The organism is Paenibacillus daejeonensis DSM 15491 (genome assembly GCF_000378385.1).
GTDB classification, from domain to species: Bacteria; Bacillota; Bacilli; order Paenibacillales; family Paenibacillaceae; genus Paenibacillus_D; species Paenibacillus_D daejeonensis.
In genome coordinates this window covers 84,870-102,145 of sequence record NZ_KB899663.1, presented here as the reverse complement: position 1 = coordinate 102,145, position 17,276 = coordinate 84,870, and the positions used below count along the sequence as shown (strand labels likewise).

The 17,276-nt window shown below is 55.0% G+C and carries 11 protein-coding genes; 3 read left to right on the top strand and 8 right to left on the bottom strand.

The features are described 5' to 3' along the window. Positions 1-552 precede the first annotated feature (552 nt). From F556_RS0115670 to F556_RS0115655, 4 genes are all read right to left on the bottom strand, one after another. Positions 553-1,470: a Gfo/Idh/MocA family protein gene (locus tag F556_RS0115670; protein ID WP_020617925.1), complete on the bottom strand. Its 918-nt coding sequence runs from the start codon at positions 1,468-1,470 to the stop codon at positions 553-555. Between the two features lie 132 nt (positions 1,471-1,602). After that, a complete protein-coding gene (locus tag F556_RS0115665) occupies positions 1,603-2,664 on the bottom strand; it encodes a Gfo/Idh/MocA family protein (RefSeq protein ID WP_020617924.1) in 1,062 nt (353 codons plus the stop codon). Then, the gene (locus F556_RS0115660; RefSeq protein WP_020617923.1) at positions 2,651-3,907 is read right to left on the bottom strand and encodes a DegT/DnrJ/EryC1/StrS family aminotransferase; all 1,257 of its coding nucleotides are present in this window, start codon (positions 3,905-3,907) and stop codon (positions 2,651-2,653) included. The genes F556_RS0115665 and F556_RS0115660 overlap by 14 nt, the downstream gene beginning before the upstream one ends. Before the next feature lie 27 nt (positions 3,908-3,934). Continuing rightward, positions 3,935-5,674 carry a polysaccharide deacetylase family protein gene (locus tag F556_RS0115655; RefSeq protein WP_157272777.1) on the bottom strand — a complete coding sequence of 580 codons (1,740 nt, stop codon included), beginning with the start codon at positions 5,672-5,674 and terminating at the stop codon, positions 3,935-3,937. A 93-nt stretch (positions 5,675-5,767) separates the two neighbouring features. Between F556_RS0115655 and F556_RS0115650 the strand changes: the two genes are divergently transcribed. Next, positions 5,768-7,147, top strand: coding sequence for an extracellular solute-binding protein (locus F556_RS0115650; RefSeq protein ID WP_020617921.1), 1,380 nt, complete (start codon positions 5,768-5,770; stop codon positions 7,145-7,147). A gap of 53 nt (positions 7,148-7,200) precedes the next feature. Here the strand turns inward: F556_RS0115650 and F556_RS0115645 are convergent, their stop codons facing one another. From F556_RS0115645 to F556_RS0115635, 3 genes are all read right to left on the bottom strand, one after another. After that, positions 7,201-8,094, bottom strand: coding sequence for a carbohydrate ABC transporter permease (locus F556_RS0115645; protein ID WP_020617920.1), 894 nt, complete (start codon positions 8,092-8,094; stop codon positions 7,201-7,203). Between the two features lie 12 nt (positions 8,095-8,106). Continuing rightward, the gene (locus F556_RS0115640) at positions 8,107-9,009 is read right to left on the bottom strand and encodes an ABC transporter permease (protein WP_020617919.1); all 903 of its coding nucleotides are present in this window, start codon (positions 9,007-9,009) and stop codon (positions 8,107-8,109) included. Positions 9,010-9,307: 298 nt separating this feature from the next. Next, on the bottom strand, positions 9,308-10,918 hold the full coding sequence (locus F556_RS0115635; protein WP_020617918.1) for an extracellular solute-binding protein: 1,611 nt from the start codon (positions 10,916-10,918) through the stop codon (positions 9,308-9,310). Positions 10,919-11,267: 349 nt separating this feature from the next. Here F556_RS0115635 and F556_RS0115630 point away from each other — a divergent pair, with 349 nt between their 5' ends. Both F556_RS0115630 and F556_RS0115625 read left to right on the top strand, forming a co-directional pair. After that, positions 11,268-13,241: an ABC transporter substrate-binding protein gene (locus F556_RS0115630; protein WP_020617917.1), complete on the top strand. Its 1,974-nt coding sequence runs from the start codon at positions 11,268-11,270 to the stop codon at positions 13,239-13,241. Beyond that, positions 13,231-14,001 (top strand): IucA/IucC family C-terminal-domain containing protein, encoded by a 771-nt coding sequence (locus F556_RS0115625; RefSeq protein ID WP_020617916.1) that lies wholly within the window; start codon positions 13,231-13,233, stop codon positions 13,999-14,001. Before F556_RS0115630 ends, F556_RS0115625 begins: the two co-directional genes overlap by 11 nt. Before the next feature lie 769 nt (positions 14,002-14,770). On the opposite strand, the gene F556_RS0115620 is transcribed toward F556_RS0115625, so the two are convergent. Next, the gene (locus F556_RS0115620) at positions 14,771-17,140 is read right to left on the bottom strand and encodes a glycoside hydrolase family 95 protein (protein ID WP_020617915.1); all 2,370 of its coding nucleotides are present in this window, start codon (positions 17,138-17,140) and stop codon (positions 14,771-14,773) included. Positions 17,141-17,276 lie beyond the last annotated feature (136 nt).

Here is a 17,276-nt window from a genome sequence, read left to right as displayed (position 1 = left end):
CGACTTCTGGTGGGGAGAGCCACGAACTAAGGGCAAAATGTTACTTGGATCTGGCGTTTGGCGGGGAGGCAGCACATGTCACAAAACTAAGTAACATTTGATACTTAAATCCCGTTCATGTGGCGATATCGCTTCATTCAAGTAACATTCTGCACCTATTTCGTGCTCAGGCAGCACATGCCGCAAAACCAAGTATCATTTGTTACTTAATTCCTTTTCATGCGGCGATATCGCTTCATTCAAGTAACATTCTGCACCTATTTCGTGCTCAGACAGCATCTGTCGCAAAACCAAGTAACATTTGTTACTTAAATCCCGTTCATGTGGCGATATCGCTTCATTCAAGTAACATTCTGCACCTATTTCGTGCTCAGACAGCATCTGTCGCAAAACCAAGTAACATTTGTTACTTAATTCCTTTTCATGCGGCGATATCGCTTCATTCAAGTAACATTTTCCACCTGAATCGCGTCACACCGGCCCCAACGCAAAAAAAGGCCGCCCCCGGCGTCATTACACGTGACACCAGGGGCGGCCTTCTCCATTTCTCAATCAACGTGCCGCAGGCACCTCATCCAGAAGGATGCTCTCACCGGTGTCCCGGGAGCGGTTGGCTGCCTCCATGAAGCGGACGATCTCCACCGTCTCTGTGACCGGCACCCCGGACTCGCCCGTCCGGAACATCGTCATCACCTGCTCCAGCAAGCTGGCGTAGTATGGCTTCGGGTGCTCCATCAGATCCACGAAGCGGCTGCGCTGTTCACGGTGCACCGTGATACCGAAACGACCGTTGCCCGCTCGGTTGCCGCGCAGCGTACCGATTCGTCCATCCTGCCACACACCTGTGATGACATCATGCAGCTCGGTGGTCGCTGCTTGCACGCTCACACAGCCGGGTCCCAGCACCCGGTAGAGCATCTCTACGCAATGGATGCCGTACCAGAACAACCCGGGCTGCGTCGACTCCAGCGTCAGCGGTCCCGCGCAATCGACTCCCTGAATCTCGCCTTCGCCCTCTACAGCGAGCAGATCCTCCAGCCCTTGCGCGTAGCGCAGAGAGGAACTGCTCATCAGCGTCACACCGTGAGTCTGCGCCAGTGCTGCGATTGCCTCTGCATCCTGGCTCGTGACGGCGAACGGCTTGTCGATGAACACCAGCTTGCACAAGGGAGCGATTTCACGAAACTGCTCCAGATGCACCCGGCCATCTACCGACTCCAGCATGACAGCATCTACCCGCTTGGCCACTTCTGCCGGACTCTCCACAATCTCGGCTCCCGCATCGGACAGGAACTTCGTGTAGCCCTCAACCCGGCCTATGCTGAGCGGGAAGTCTGGCGAGCCACCCGGATACGCTGCGGTGACGCGGGCGCCCGGAATATGATACGGGTGCTCCGGATCATGCAGAATCTCGGCAAAAATCTGGACATGCGAGGTGTCCAGACCGATCATACCTATCTTCATCGTCATAACGCACCTGCTCCTTCCTGTCTCAAGGGTACCATGCCCCTGCTAAGGCGTCTATCCACAGTAGCCATAGCCAGACACTCCAGCATACAACGTCTGAATAATCGCCTCCAGCATGTCATGCCCCTACATCTATTAGCTTCCTTCCCCGTCCACACCTACTTCGGCTGCCTCATCCGAGGACCGGACGATGGCTTCGATCAGAGCGACTGCGCGCCAGCCATCCTCGCCCGTGACGGCAGCCGGCCGTCCTTCGCGAATGGCATCCACAATGCCCATGAGCTGCAGGCGATGCGGCTCCCACGAAATTGCACCTGGGTCACTCACCCCGCCGCCGGTCCCGTCTGGCTTCTTAGCCACCGGCTTCTCCATATCCGGTACAGACCAGTGCGTGATCGTCGAGCCTTCTACAACTATCGTGCCGTATTCACCGTACAACGCCAGCTTCGGTACAAATCCCGGCACAATGCTGGTCGAGACCATAATCCTGCCAAGCGTGCCGCTACGAAACTGAAGGAACGCCAGCCCTATGTCCTCCGCTTCCATCTGGTGTGTCATCGTCGACACACACCCATATACCCTGTGCACGGGGGAACCCACCAGCCATAGCAGCAGATCGACAGAGTGGATGCCCTGGTTCATCAAGGCCCCTCCATCCTCAGCGATGGTCCCGCGCCAGTCCGCGCTGTCATAATACGCTTGATCGCGGTAGTAAGGGCATTCCGCCTCTGCCAATAACAGGCGGCCCAGCTTGCCGGCGGCTATCACCTCCTGGATGGCCTGATGCTGAGGTTCGAACCGGCGCTGTGAGATGGTTGAGAGCAGCAGCATTCGAGATCGCGCCTCCTCTACCAGCCCCTCACACTGCGCGCCTGTCATGGCCAGCGGCTTTTCCATGATCAGATGTTTACCTGCACGCAGGACCGCCATCCCAATCTCATAATGGCTGCCGCTGCTGGTTGTGACACAGACGGCATCCAGGTCCGGCCGGGCCAGCAGCTCGCCGTAGTCTGTCGTCCACGGGCAACCCTCCCGCTCGCCCACCTCGCGGGCCCGCGACTCGCGGCGGCTGGAGACGGCCACCACCACTGCACCGGGGATTGCCTGAAGCGCCCGGAGGTGGAAATCCGCGATCAGTCCCGCCCCGATGACGCCGAATCGAACGATCCCGCCCCCGCCTTCCTCAATCTTTGGCATACGCATCCGCGACCTTGCCAATGGCTGCGATAATATCCTCGATATCTGCATCCGTGAAAAACTCGTTAGCCCGTACGATGATGGCTTTGCGTAGGATCTCCTCGGCATTGGGACACAGCCCTTCGCCATACTCCGCATCCGACAGCTCGAACGGGTAATGGCTTCCCAGGTAGGCCTGTTTGTGTTGGAACAGCTCGCTCATGTAGACAGTTGTCGGGATATAGCCGGCACTGTTCGGAATGCCTTCGGCTGCCAATGCTGCCGAGAACTCGTCGCGTGTGCAGGTCAGCTGCGATTCATCGACGCGGAACATATAGAACCAGTAAGAACAATGCCCACCCTCGGTAATCTGATGCGGCACTACGCCAGGCAGTCCTGTGATACCTGCGGTGATCCGCTCGCCATTCTCATGTCGGCGCTGGCAGATGCGCTCCAGCTTGCGGAGCTGGGCAATGCCAACCGCCCCTTGCAGCTCTGTCATCCGGTAGTTGGGCGCAAGATAGCTTAGTCCCCGGTTGACTGCACCGCCCAGACGGTGGTAGTTCTTGTCGGCAAAGGCATGCACGTTGCGATAGTCCTCTTCCTTGCCAGAATTCACTGTCACCATGCCGCCATCACCAGTAGAAATATGCTTGAAGTCATTGGTGCTGAAGCAGCCGTAGTCGCCGATGGTGCCTGCCAAATTACCTTTGTAGTACGTCAGATAACTCTGGGCACAATCCTCGATGACCTTCAGACCATGCTTGCGTGCAATCGCCATAATGAAGTCCATATCGCACGGATTACCCGCCAGATGGACCACAACGATCGCTTTGGTCCGCGGCGTAATTTGCGCTTCAATCGACTCAGGCAGCAGATTATAGGTATGCGGATCGAGATCGGCGAAGACAGGAATCGCATTCTGATAAAGAATACCAATCAGTGTGCCCTGATCCGTAATCGGACTGGTGATAACCTCATCGCCCGCCGTGACCCCCGCCGCACCTAAGGCGATATGAATGGCAGCCGTTCCAGAAGAAGCTGCTACACTGTATGGAACGCCGTACATTTTGTTGAAGTCAGCCAGGAAGGTCTTCACCTTAGTGCCCAGGTGGTAGAACAAGGTCTCCTGCTCCAACGCCTCCACCAGCTCCTTGACTTCCTCCATGCCGAAGCGTTTGCCCGTGCCAAATGGCGTTGTTTTGACCTTCGGGCCACCTGTAATTGCCAGCTTGTCGGCTGACGTGCCTGCTGTCTTGTTCATTCCGGTTGCCTCCTTTGGAATCATTGCTTATCTCGCTTCCTTCACAACTGCTTGCTGGAGCCAGGAGCCCATCACTTGCTTGCGGCAAGGATGACCGAATCGAGTTTCCACTTCGCCGCCTTCGCCGGCAAGTACCGGAATCCAGACCACGGTGCCCGGCTGAGCCTGCGACACTGCGACTTCTCCGGTATCCTCAATCCGCTCAATCTTGGTAAGACGCCGAGCCCGCACCCAATGATTGATTTCCGCAGACGTCCAGAATTGAAAGCCCCGCTTCTCTGCCTCGCGAACCACATAACGGAACGACTCCCGTACGTCCGGCTTGCTGCCGATATGCACCTGATGAAACAAGAAGTGCGCCAATCCGCCTACCCGCTTCACCTGATCCAGGCAAGGCTCGACCAGCGTGCTGTCGGCCCAATTCGGCAGCTCCATATCCTGCGTGAGGAAGCTCGTCTCCAGCACATCGTAGAGCCTATTCCGCTCATCCGCCCAAGCCACTGGATAATAAGGATGACAGGTGCCGAACAGAAAACCAACATTGCCCGGCTTGCTCGGCCCACGCGTCTGGTCAACCTGGATGCCTTCCTGTTCGCACCAGGCGAATAACTCACCCCAGCCCTCGTAGCGGGTATAGTGGTTTTTGTTGGAGACTGCCCCTTGAATACCCGCAGCTTCCTTCAACCATTGATGCTGACGGCGGAATTCTTCCTCGCTCCAGATCCCCCCTTGAATCTCCAGGGCATTGTAATGGAACGCCAGTTCATGACCGCCCGCCTTGACGCGCTCATAAACCGATGGCGTATAGCCCGGCTCGATCATGCACCAGGTTGAACGGACGCCGCACTCTGCCAGCAGCTCTAGCGTCGCCAATGCATCCTCATCCTTGTTGTGATCGCTGTCGTGGGAGATTGTAGCCACATAGTCGACACCCTCCGGCCAGTAACCCAGGAAAGGCAACGTCATCCCCTTCTCAAGTGATAAGCCGATCAGATGGGAAATGAGACGCTCACGCCACAAATCAGCCTGTGGCAATGGGAACAGCATTTGTCCACTAGCAGTCGCTATACGGTCTTGGCTCCAATCGAATGCAATCGCGTCGTCCGCTTTCAGAATGCCTTCGTTGACCTGACCTGTGCCATCAGGCGCGGGTACGCCGTCTTCCAGCACGGGATGCGTTCCTTGCTGCATCTGCACGACGACTGTCGGGATATCCACTGCCCACCGGTCCAACTGGCCCGCTCCGTAACCAATGCGGTGCAGCAGTACACCTTCTACTTCATCGTTCCCCTTGCCAATCGTGCCGCACTCTTCTACAGAAACAACATGACTTGTACCGTACCTGTCATTAATATACCAGGGCTCTGCCCGCTCATAACGCAGTCCCTCTCCCTTGTCCCCTAGCCGACCATCGACCGCATACCCCGCACTCAGCGGCGTTCCTCGGATAAACCCAAGCTGCTGCGCGAGCCCATGCAGACCACCATAAGCGACCACGACGCCGCCCTTTTGGACATAATCCAGCAGCGCATCTGACTTGCCCTCATCCGCGAGTGCTGCCAGCACGATGTCACAACCACTAGCACCAATCTCCTCTGCATGGCTCAGCCGCTCAAAGCCGATTCCCGCATGCGACAGAATCTCTCCGATGTAGGCCTGAAACACATTTTCTCCAAACGACCAGCGGCGAGCCGCCGCTTTTTGATCCACCAACAAGCCAATGCGAGCCATTCGCACATCCATCATCCTTCCTGCTTCGAATTCCATACCGATATCATACTTGTATTGTTTTTTTAAACGCGCTATGCTACTTATAGCCGATTGTTTCGGTTAATCTAGCCCGATTGGATGTTGCTAACGATGAAACGTGATCAAGAATTTCGTTATATGAAGCTGGCAGGCGCACTGCGCGATCAGATTCTCTCTGGATATATTCAACCTGGACAATTCCTGTTGTCCGAAAATGAACTCTGCCGTCATTACGGACTCAGCCGTTCCTCCGTCCGCAAGGCATTAGATCAGCTCCTGGAGGAAGGTCTGATTACGAAGCGCGTCGGTCAAGGGACCATTGTCTCCACCGATCTGGATCTCCCGCAGCAGACTCGCCGAACCTTGCGTATTCTCGCTACTTCGCCCTCTTATTTTGCCGAGATCGGGCTGCCCATCATTCAGCAGGAATTTGCGCGCTTATACCCGCAAGTGGAGGTTTCGATTCTATCATTGCCCAATCAATCCTTCTACTCGCTCTTCGAGACCAGCAAGGAAATGGGGTTTCGACCTGATTTGCTGTTCGTCAGTGAACGGCAATACCACGAGCTCCAGTTAGAGAGTACCGATGATTTTGTCCCACTGGGTCAGCTGCTGCAGGAGCCGTTGAATCACGTCTATCCCCGTCTGGCGCAAGGCTTCGGAGGTCAGGCCATCGCCGCCCCGGTCACCTTCTCGCCTGTCTATCTTGTCTACAATCCGCATCTCTTCGAGCGCTCTGGCATCCCGCTCCCACACAGTGAATGGACGATGCCGGAGTTTCTGGACGCCGCCCGCGCCATGACGCGCGACACCGACGACGACGGCATCAAGGATACCTACGGTCTGTCGCTGCAGACCTCGCTTAGCCGCTGGCCGGCTCTGGCTCTGCGCCACGGTGTCCGGTTCCGTCAAGACGATGCGCCGGAAGCGCTGCTGGCCTCGCTCACCTCCCTCCACGATCTGGTGTATCGTCACCGAGTCGCGGCATTGGCTAGTCGGACCTGGCTCAATTCGGAAGCCTTCATCCGGGAGAAAATCGGCATGACGCTCACTACGTCAATTGAGCTGGCAGGATGGAAACGTGACGGCCTGCCGTTTGAGCCCCGGCTGGCACCGCTGCCGCTGGGCTCGGATGAAGCCTCGCTGTTGATCGCCAATGCCTTTATGATCCCCAAGGATGGCGAGAGTCCCGACCTGGCTGCGCAATTCCTTAAGGTTGCGCTGTCCACCCGGACCCAGCAGGCCATAAGCGAAGCTTCCGCTTTCCTGTCGGTGTTGCCCCCAGTCAACGAGGCGCTGCTGAGCCAGCAGGACCTTCATTCACTGGGACTGACTGGAAATACGCTGGATCACAGCCTATTTCTCCATGAGCTGCTCCCTGACCCGGAGATCATGGAGGAGCTGGACAAGCAGATGGACCTGTTCTGGGCCGGACTCGAGTCCGCCGAGACTTCCGCTTCGCGGCTGCGGGAGATTCTGGGACTGAACTAAGATATCACCCCATCCTTATGCAGCTGGTCTGAACATCAGGCCAGCTTTTTTTGTTATCCCTTGATCGCTCCAATCATCATCCCCTTGACGAAGTAACGCTGCAGGAACGGGTAAACCACCAGAATCGGCAGGATCGCTACACTGACGGCAGCCATCTTGATCGTCTCGGGCGGCAGCTGCTGGATGGCCGACATGTTCTGAATCATCAGATCCTGACTGACAGCCGGGGATTGAATCATGTTGCGCAGCACGACCTGCATCGGATAGAGTGTCCGGTCCGAGATATACATAATGCCGCTGAAATAATTGTTCCAATGACCTACCGCATAGAACAACCCCAGCGTCGCCATAATCGGCATCGACAGCGGCAGGACGATAGACACCAGCGTTCTCACCTCGCCGCAGCCGTCCACCCGTGCCGCTTCCTCCACTTCCTGAGGCAGATTTTGAAAATAGGTTTTCATAATAAGCATATTGAAACTCGATACCAGCGAGGGGATGATCAGTGCCCAGATCGAATTGAGCAGTCCCGTCGCCTGAACCACAAGGTACAACGGGATCAATCCACCGGAGAACAGCATCGTGAAGACAATCGCCATCAGAATGAAATTCCTGCCGGGAATAAACGTCTTGGACAGCGGGTAAGCGAGCAGCGTGGTCACCGCCAGATTGAGAGCCGTACCTAGAACCGTAACGATAATCGTCACACGAAGCGCTTGTGGAATAACCGGTGAATCGAATAGGGTTCGATACGCTTCCAGAGTCAATGCTTTGGGCAGCAGGACAAAGCCGCCATTGGCAATGACTTCGGAGTATGGCGTCACCGACATCACAAAGACGTAATAGAGCGGGAACAGCGTCAGCAGGCCAAACAGACCCAGAATCGTGTAGATAACGGCATCCGCGATGCGGTCCGAAGGTTTGTTGTATAAATGAAGTGCGGACATGTTGTCTCCCCCCTACCAGATGCCGGAGCCGCCCATTTTCTTGGCCAATTTGTTGGCACCAAGTACAAGGACGAGACCGATCACGGATTTAAACAGGCCGGTGGCCGCTGCAATGCTGAACTCCAGCTGCTCAAGCCCTCGCCGGAACACCCAGGTATCGATAATATCTCCCACCTCTTGCACGCGGGAATTCAAGAAGATGTAGATTTGATCAAAGCCAGCGTCCATGATATGGCCGATGCGCAGAATGAGCAGAAGGACGAATACATCCTTCACGCCCGGCAAGGTAATATGCCAGATGTTCTGCCACCGGTTGGCTCCGTCCATTGTGGCCGCCTCATAGAGCTCGGGATTGATCGTCGAGAGTGCCGCCAGGTAGATGATAGCCCCGTAGCCGGTACTCTTCCACACATCCGTGAAAATAATCATCGGCCGGAAGTACTCCGAGCTGGCCAAGAAGTTGACCGTCTGCCCGCCCGCTTCCCTGATCCAGTAATTGACGATCCCCGCGTCAGGTGATAAGAAGGCAAAGGCAAGGCCGTATACGATCACCCAGGACAAAAAGTACGGTCCGTATGTGACGGTTTGCACGATTTTTTTGAACCAGCGGACCCGCACTTCGTTGAGTATCAGGGCAAATAGCAGATCCGGCACCATGCTGAATAGAATCCGGTACACACTAATGAGCAATGTATTGCGCATCAGCCGCGGGAATTCCGGTGAGTTAAACACTTCCTTGAAATTGGCCAAACCGACCCATTCGCTTCCCCAGATCCCCTTTCCTAAGCTGTAGTCCTTAAAGGCAATCACGAGCCCTCCCATCGGGAGATAATGATAGATCAGGTAGTACAGCAGGCCGGGCAGCATCATGAGATAAAACCAGCGGTATTTCCATAGCAATCGGTTCCATGTCATGGCCCCATCACTCCTCGCATGTGAGTTATTAGGCTTGCCGATAATAAAACTTCAAGGTACAGGGTCATTCTTCCAATCGCTGTTGTCCCCAGATTTCTTGAATGTGTAACCCCTGTAATGGGGGAAATCCGGGGAAGCATATGCTTTCGAAGCTGCTTTTCTGCGAAAAGCTTTCAGGCGAACGTTTCACTTTTCCAGAATCGACCCTTACCTCTTCAGCACTTCTCGGACAGCCTAATTTATTTGGTAGTTATCGCGACAGAGCAGCAGCCAGCGGCCCGCTGTCACCTGGCGATGATTAGTTCAGTAATCCGACCGCGCGGATTTGCTCCTCGTACACATCCAGCATTTCCTGGCCACGGTACTCGGTCATGAGCTCTTCGCGGTAGGTTGGCCAATTGGAGGCGTCTGGCTCGTCAAAGACGATCTTCACTTGGAACTCACGCATTTTGGAACGGAAGTCTCCGATATTGAAGCCCTGTGGCGGTGATACGTTACGGCCGATGGACGGCAGAATGGTGTAGCTCTTGATCGTATCAACAATGGCCTGATCGCGCTCGGTCATGAGTGGATCGTTGACTTCCAATTCAAGGACGGCGGGCTCCAGTGGTACGACAGAACCCCAGATGGCCAGGAAGTTTCCTTGCTCGATAATATTTTTCTGGTAAGCTTCCGGATTCAGGGTAATGGTGTTGCCATCACGCGTATAGTCCCGGCCCTCGACACCATAGTGGGTGAGCAAGAAGCCCTCTTCACTGCACAGCCAGTCGAGGATGGCGGCTGCACGCTCGATTTTCTCCGGCGTTTTGTCATAAGCAGCCTGCGAGAACAGAATGGCCTGGTCTGTCAGGTTCGCGGTCCATACCCCCGTCTCGGCAAATGGGTGGAATGGCACCCAGTCTGCATTGGGATTGACCGCCTTGGATTTGTTCTGAATACTGGCCGGATTGCTGTCAAAGGCAAATCCCCGCTCCGCCGACATAATAATGCCTGCCCGACCTTGCGCAGCTTTGTCGATGGCTTGCGAGCCTTTGGCCAGGAACCAGTCCGGGTCCACAAGTCCTTCATCCAGCATCGCCTTGACGTCATCCAGTACGCCTTCCACCCGTAGATCCGATTGAACGTCAACGAATTTGTTATTCTCGATCATCGTCGGGCCGACCAGGCCATGCTTGATATAAGCCGGGAAATCGAGCGGAATCGAGTTGCCGTTGCCTATTGTCGTATAACCGTACGTATCATTTCGTCCGTTCTGGTCAGGATCGCTATGCGTAAATTGGCGCATGACCTCGATCATTTCATCGTAGGTTGTGGGCACTTCCAGTCCCAGGTTGTTCAACCAATCCTGACGGATATAGTAGGAACGGAAAATCTCGCGGCTGAACGGCAACGGCAGACGCTGAACCCCTTCGGCTACCTGGAAGCGTTCCACCTCTTCCTCCTTGATCCAGCCAAAGTAATTCGGCGTTTTCTCAGGCGTCACTAGGTCCTGAACATTAGCGACAATTCCATCTGCTACATACTTCTGCGCATCTGAGCCAAGTGATACAAACAGGTCTGGCGTATCTCCCGAGGCCAGCAGCATATTCAGCTTGCTTGTGCGATCCGCGCCCATTGGCATGTACTCCACATTCAGGGATACGTTGAAATTCTCTTCTATTGCTTGCTTAACGAAATCCTTGTCACCTGGCGGCAGATTACTATCAGCGCCTGGCAGTGCACCGAGGAATAGCTTCAGATCCAGCTTCTCTGCGTAAGGACTGTCTGCGGGAGGCGTGGTCGCCTCGCCGGTTGCCCCGGCTTCTCCGGTGCCGTTTGTCCCACTCTCTGCTGCCGGTTCACTGGAGCAACCAGCAATCGCAAGTGACAGGATGGTCAGCAGGAGCACAACCATTCTAAATCGTTTCATCTTTTAACCTCCCCGAATTAGGTAGTTGTATCGTACCTGTATCTAATTATATAAAGGATAGTTAACATGGTCAAGGTTATTTTCATAACACATTTTCATTATATCTGACATTTAACTAACGTAAATGCCACTAGTTAGCTTGTAAGCGATTTCAATTCATAAAAGAAATTGATGTGCCGTATTATCCAAAAGTTTCCTCATTATATCATACTTGTATCATACGTGTAACTAAAAATAGTCGACCTTTTCTGGTTCTATTTCGACATCCAATGTCCTCCAGCTTTTCACCTGAAGGCAATGCTGATATAATCAGCGGTAAAAAGCAATCTCGCAATGGAAGGTGAGAAGCTTGACCATATTGGATCAACTGCCGCTATGGCAACACAGCGCCATCCGGGTCCTCGATATCCGCCGTTCTGTGCTGGAGCCCGGAGAAATGGAGCATGTACCGCGCTTGCCTGCCAATACCTTTGTTCTTATTGCAGATGGCGCTGCGCAGGTCATCATCGACGGCCGCACCTATGATGCTCCCGAAGGCTATGTGTGTCATGCTGGCAAAGGGGCTGAACTGGCCGTCACCGAGGCGCACGAGCAGGCGGTGTATTATCTTTTATATTACAAAGCTGCACTTGTGAGCCCTGCTCGTCTCGAGCTTGAACGCATGATGCGGGAGAACAACCCGTTCCGTGCCCAGTATGGACTGGCTCCCCTGCGTCCCCTGCAGTTATATATCAAGATGGACCGGATGCACCAGCAATGGCACAAGAACACACCACTCGAGAGATTCCACGTGCGTGCGCTGTTTCATCAATGGATCTATGAGCTGCTTAATCAATTACACGAAGCTGGTGATTCGGCAGCGATGCTACAGCCTGACCCTGTCCGAGCGGCTATGCTCTTCATTGAAGAACATTATGCAGAGCCACTTACCTTGAGCGAGTTAGCTTCCCAGCTGCAATACGGAACCCGGCAGCTTCAACGCCAGTTCAAAGCCAGTCTCCGGACCAGCCCCATGGAGTACGTCAACCAGATCCGCATGCGCCAGGCCCAAACGCTACTATACTCAACCGGAGCTCCCATTCGGGAAGTGGCCGAAGCTGTGGGTTATACGGATAGCTACTATTTCAGCCGGGCATTCAAGAAGTACACAGGTATGTCGCCGATGCAGTATCGCGCGCGATGTCGCAGAAGTCCATCCTTGATGTCGCCCTCCCCCATTGGAGCGAGAGGCGTTCTTCCGTATAGTGTAAATGAAGATGAAAATCATTATCATTACACACGTGGAGGAGAGACACCATTGCTTAGACGTACAAAGGGGACATTAGCTGTCAGTCTGTTATTGAGTTTGATGTTGATTATTGGAGCGTGCTCCAACGCAGGACCCGGCCCCGCCAACGGAACGGGCACGAATGCACCGGCAAACAACGCCACCCAAGGCACGAATGCCAATGCTAGCAACAATGCCGCACAGACGGCACAAGGCAATTACCCGCTTACCATTCAGGATCTGAGAGGCGACTTCACCCTGGAGCAAAAACTGGAACGTATCGTCGTTCTGGACAACAAGTTTGCCGACCAGCTCATCGCTATCGACGAGAAGCCAATCGGCAGTGTGACCTCAGCTGGCTCAGACACCGATTTTCCTGAATATTTGATGGACAAGCTGACCGATGTCAAGGTTCTTGGCACACGCGATGAGCCCAATATGGAAGCGATCCTGGAGATGAATCCCGATCTGATTATCTGTACTGGCTTCCAGGAGCAGTTCTATGATCAATTCAGCAAAATCGCACCTACCCTCATGCTGGACTTCGATGAAGACTGGCGTGATACGCTCGTTACGATGAGTAAGATTCTTGAAAAGGAGCAGGAAGCTCAGGATTTGCTGACTGCCTACGAGCAAAAAACGGCTCAGTTGAAGGAAGAATTTGCAGCCAAGCTAGGTGACGAGACGGTTGCCCTGATCCGTCCTCGCGATGGCGCCATTCGAATTCACCCGCCAGAGCACCGGACAGGCGCGATTTTGTATAACGATCTGGGATTGAATTTACCGCCTCTACTGAATGATCAGGATGATTCATACCAGATTTCCCTGGAAGTGCTGCCGGATGTGGATGCCGACCATTACTTCCTGCTGACGAACGCCATGTTCCAAGAGGATGTCGACAGCGTACAGGATACAGAGGTTTGGAAGTCGCTAAAAGCTGTCCAGCAGGATCAAGTCTACACTGTTGACACCACCCAGTGGATCGCTTATTACGGTCCGATCGCCATTAACCTGATTGTCGATGAGATTGCGGAGCTTTTGCTGGATGAGGCTTAATCACGAGGCAACGCTAACCCCAGAGGAATGGCGGGAGCTATCGGAGGATTTCGGCCTGGCCATGAGCGATCCGGAGCGGACCCTGATCCGCTCCATTCCGGTTAGCGAACTGCTGGACCCGCAGAGCTGCGCGGAGTACCTGGACTGGCTGGCCGATTATATTGGCGCCCCTTCGCCCCGAGTAGCCGCATCCATGCTGGCCAAACGCTATGGCTATCTGCTCGCATCACCTGTGGTGTACGCGATGACCCAGTTCAACAAAGCATTGCTGCCTACGCCGCAGCAATGTGTGTTGATTACGCCTGATCCGGCGCTGGAGCCTGGTCGAACGACTTTTCCTGATCTGGCTCTCACGGGATATCAGGTATGGGAACCCGGTCCAGAAGGTCGCCGGGTGTGGCGCGAGCATGTATTGCGAGAGTTGTTCGACGGGCATCTGACACCGCTGCTGCACTCGTTGGCCAAGGCCGCTCAGGTATCCAAGACCGTCCTGTGGGAGAATGTGTTCGTTCGCATTGGACCGCTGTTGGCGGAAGCTGCAGCAGCAGCGCCGCACAGTCGCGAGGACGCTGCGTATGTGCTGGTGGATGCGGCTCCGGAGCTATTCGGCGAACGCAAGAATCCTTTTGCCCGCTTCATGCCCGACACCTCGTGTGGAGATCTGGCTGCTGCCACTGGCGCACAACGGCGAACTTGCTGCTACTATTACGAGATGTCCGACGAATACTGCCGTAAATGCCCCATGCCAGCCAACGCTTGAGCGGTGGTCCGTGCCAGCCAATTGCTGAGGGGGCGGTCCATGCCAGGACAGGCCCCAAGTCAGCTATAAGCACACAAATACGGACACTCCCACGGGTGCTCCAACTTGGCTCCTAGGAAAGTATAATTAGTTAGAGGCGGCTATGGTAAGCTATTGCCAGCCTCTAACTAAATTTTCTTTACTTACACCCACCATTCCGCGCACACCACCAACCCCAACTAAACTTTGTTTACTTACACCCACCATTCTGCGCACACCGCCAGCCTCTAACTAAATTTTCTTTAATTTTGCGCACACCGCAACCTCCAACTAAACTTTCTGTACTTGGAGGCTACGGAGGCGCCCCACACACACTCCAACGAAAGTTTCTTGCCTTACAGCCGGTTGCGGCGCTCCCGCACACGCTCCAACGAAAGTTTCTTGCCTTACAGCCGACTTCGACGCGCCTACACACACTCCAACGAAAGTTTCTTGCCTTACAGCCGGTTGCGGCGCTCCCACACACGCTCCAACGAAAGTTTCTTGCCTTACAGCCGGCTGCGGCGCTCCCGCACACGCTCCAACGAAAGTTTTTTGCCTTACAGCCGACTGCGGCGCTCCCACACACCTGCTCCAACTGCCTCCTGGCGCCTCATCCGGCTGCCTGCTTCCTCAGGAGCTACACAGAGCAGCAGCCCAGCAGCGCAGCTTCCATCCAAACACCCAGCAAGCCAAACAAGGCGCGGGGGAAGTCAGTACCTGCTGACTTCCCCCGCGCCCCGTCTATCCCCTAAAACTGAAGCTGATACGTGCGTCCTGCCTTCACCTCGAAACTAACTAATGCATCCGCTCCTACGCTCCACTCTACCTGTTCGGTGCCGCTGACGATACCAGCAGGTTTCGCGGCCCCCGCCAGCTTGCATGTCTGGTCGTAACGCGAGGATAAGCTGACCGACTTCAGCAGGCCACTCTCCCAAGCCAGCTCCACCTCGTAACCGCCTCTCGCCCGCAGACCACGGACTGATCCGACAGACCACTGGTCCGGCAGCGCTGGCAGGAAGTCCAGGTACCCTTGGTGAGACTGCAGCAGCATCTCTGCAATGCCGGCGGTCGCTGCGAAATTGCCGTCGATCTGGAATGGTGGATGCGCATCGAACAGATTCGCATAGACGCCGCCCCGCTCATTGTTTTTCTGATCGCTTCGGACCAGCCGCAGCATATTCGCAAGGAGCCGCTCCGCCCGGTTGCCGTCCCCGAACCTTGCCCATAGGCCAACCTTCCAACCGAGACTCCAGCCTGTGCCCTCATCACCCCTGCGCTCCAGCGACGTGCGCGAAGCCTCGAACAGCTCCGGCGTGGATGCCGCTGTGAACAGACGGCCGGGATAGACGCCGATCAGATGTGAGACATGACGGTGATGTTGATCCTCGTCCTCAAAATCCTTGTGCCATTCCTGAAGCTGCCCATGTTGACCGATCTGGAACGGATACAACTTATCCTTGGCATCCTGCAGCTCTTGGGCAAACGCCTCATCGCTACCCGTGATGCCTGCCGCAGCAATACAGTTGTCGAACAGCTCTGCAATCAGCGCCAAATCCATGGTCGCTGCTACACCGACCGCATGAGCCGATCCGCCAAAAATAAATTTGTGCTCCGGTGAAGTCGAAGGCCCGGTCACCAGTCGTCCCTCGCTGTCTTCATAGAGCCAATCAAGACAGAACAAGGCCGCATCCTTCATAATCGGGTAGGCGCGCTCGTCCAGAAATGCCCGGTCGCCGCTGTACAGGTAGTGCTCCCACATGTGCTGTGTAAGCCATACCGCCCCCATCTGCCACAGGGCCCACACCGGATCGCCGTCCCCAAAGTCGCCTACTGGCCCTGTCTGTGCCCAGAGATCAGAGTTATGATGGGCGACCCAACCGCGTGCACCGTAATTAATCTCTGCTGTACGGCGTCCATTCACCGCCAGTCGTTCAATGAAGGCGAGCATCGGCTCGTGCAGCTCAGGCATATTACAGCTCTCCGCTGGCCAGTAGTTCATTTGCGCATTAATATTGAGTGTATAATTACTGCTCCATGGCGCGCGCGTCTCTTCATTCCAGATGCCTTGCAAATTGGCCGGCTGGGAACCGGGCCGCGAAGAGGCAATAAGCAGATACCGGCCGTAGTTGAAGAGCAGCGCCACCAACCCGGGATCCTTGCTGCCATACTCGGCGATTCGCTCATCCGTATCCATCTCGGCCGGGGCCAAGCTTGTGCCCAGGTCTAGCTTGACTCGGTTGTACAAGGATTGGTGATCCGTAATATGAGCAGCCTTCAACGCCTCGAAGGTCTCCCCGATCGCAGCTGCTGCCGTCTGGGCTGCAATGGCTGCAGGGTCACGCTCCACACGGCTTGTCCCGGTCTCGGGATCGAAGGTTGTTGCGGCGCTAATATACAACACGGCAGAGGTTGCACCATGAACATGCAGGCTGTCCGATAGCTGCTCTACCACGCCTCCCTCCTGCTGAATCGTCAGCCGTGCATGAAAACGCAGCGCGTCTGTTTGCTCAGGGTGTCCATATTGAACAGGCTCTTCCTTGTCACAGTAGCTGGGCCATACCTGCTCGGGTGCAATGCCATCAATGGCATACACATTGGCCTCCACTGTACTTCTATAGCGGAGCAGACTCGTCATTCGCGCGCGAAAGTTAAGTTGACCTGGCTTGCTCGCCTCCAACCGGATGGCGATCACCTGGTGTGGATGCGAGGCCAGAATCTCCCGTGTATAGACCGTGTCTCCCACGCGATAAGTCACCTTAGCCAGTCCGTCTGTTAGCTCCAAGCTTCTCTTGTAACCGCTATACTTATTGCCATGCTCCATCGTCAGCTGCAGATCCGCCAGGGGCAGATAAGATTGTGTATACGTCCCCATCATCTGCTTGCCAAGCGCATCCGCTGCCGCGTAATCTTCTTTGGCCAGAGCCTCTCTTATCTTAGGCAGCGTTTCCTTGGCTTCTGGATTATTCCAATCTCTTGGCCCCCCTGACCACAACGTATCTTCGTTAAGCTGAATGCGCTCGCTCTCGACACCGCCGAACACCATCGCACCCAACTTGCCATTCCCTACGGGAAGCGCTTCCGTCCAATAGACTGCAGGTTTGCTGAATCGAATACTCATATGTAATTGAACCCTCCATTTGGTTGGTATACGAGCGACTTGCCACGTGCCCATTGCCTTTCATTATAGCGTGAAAACCCTGCAACGTAATTACGAAACATAACATTATTTTACGATAAATCCTTTGTGAAAAGTC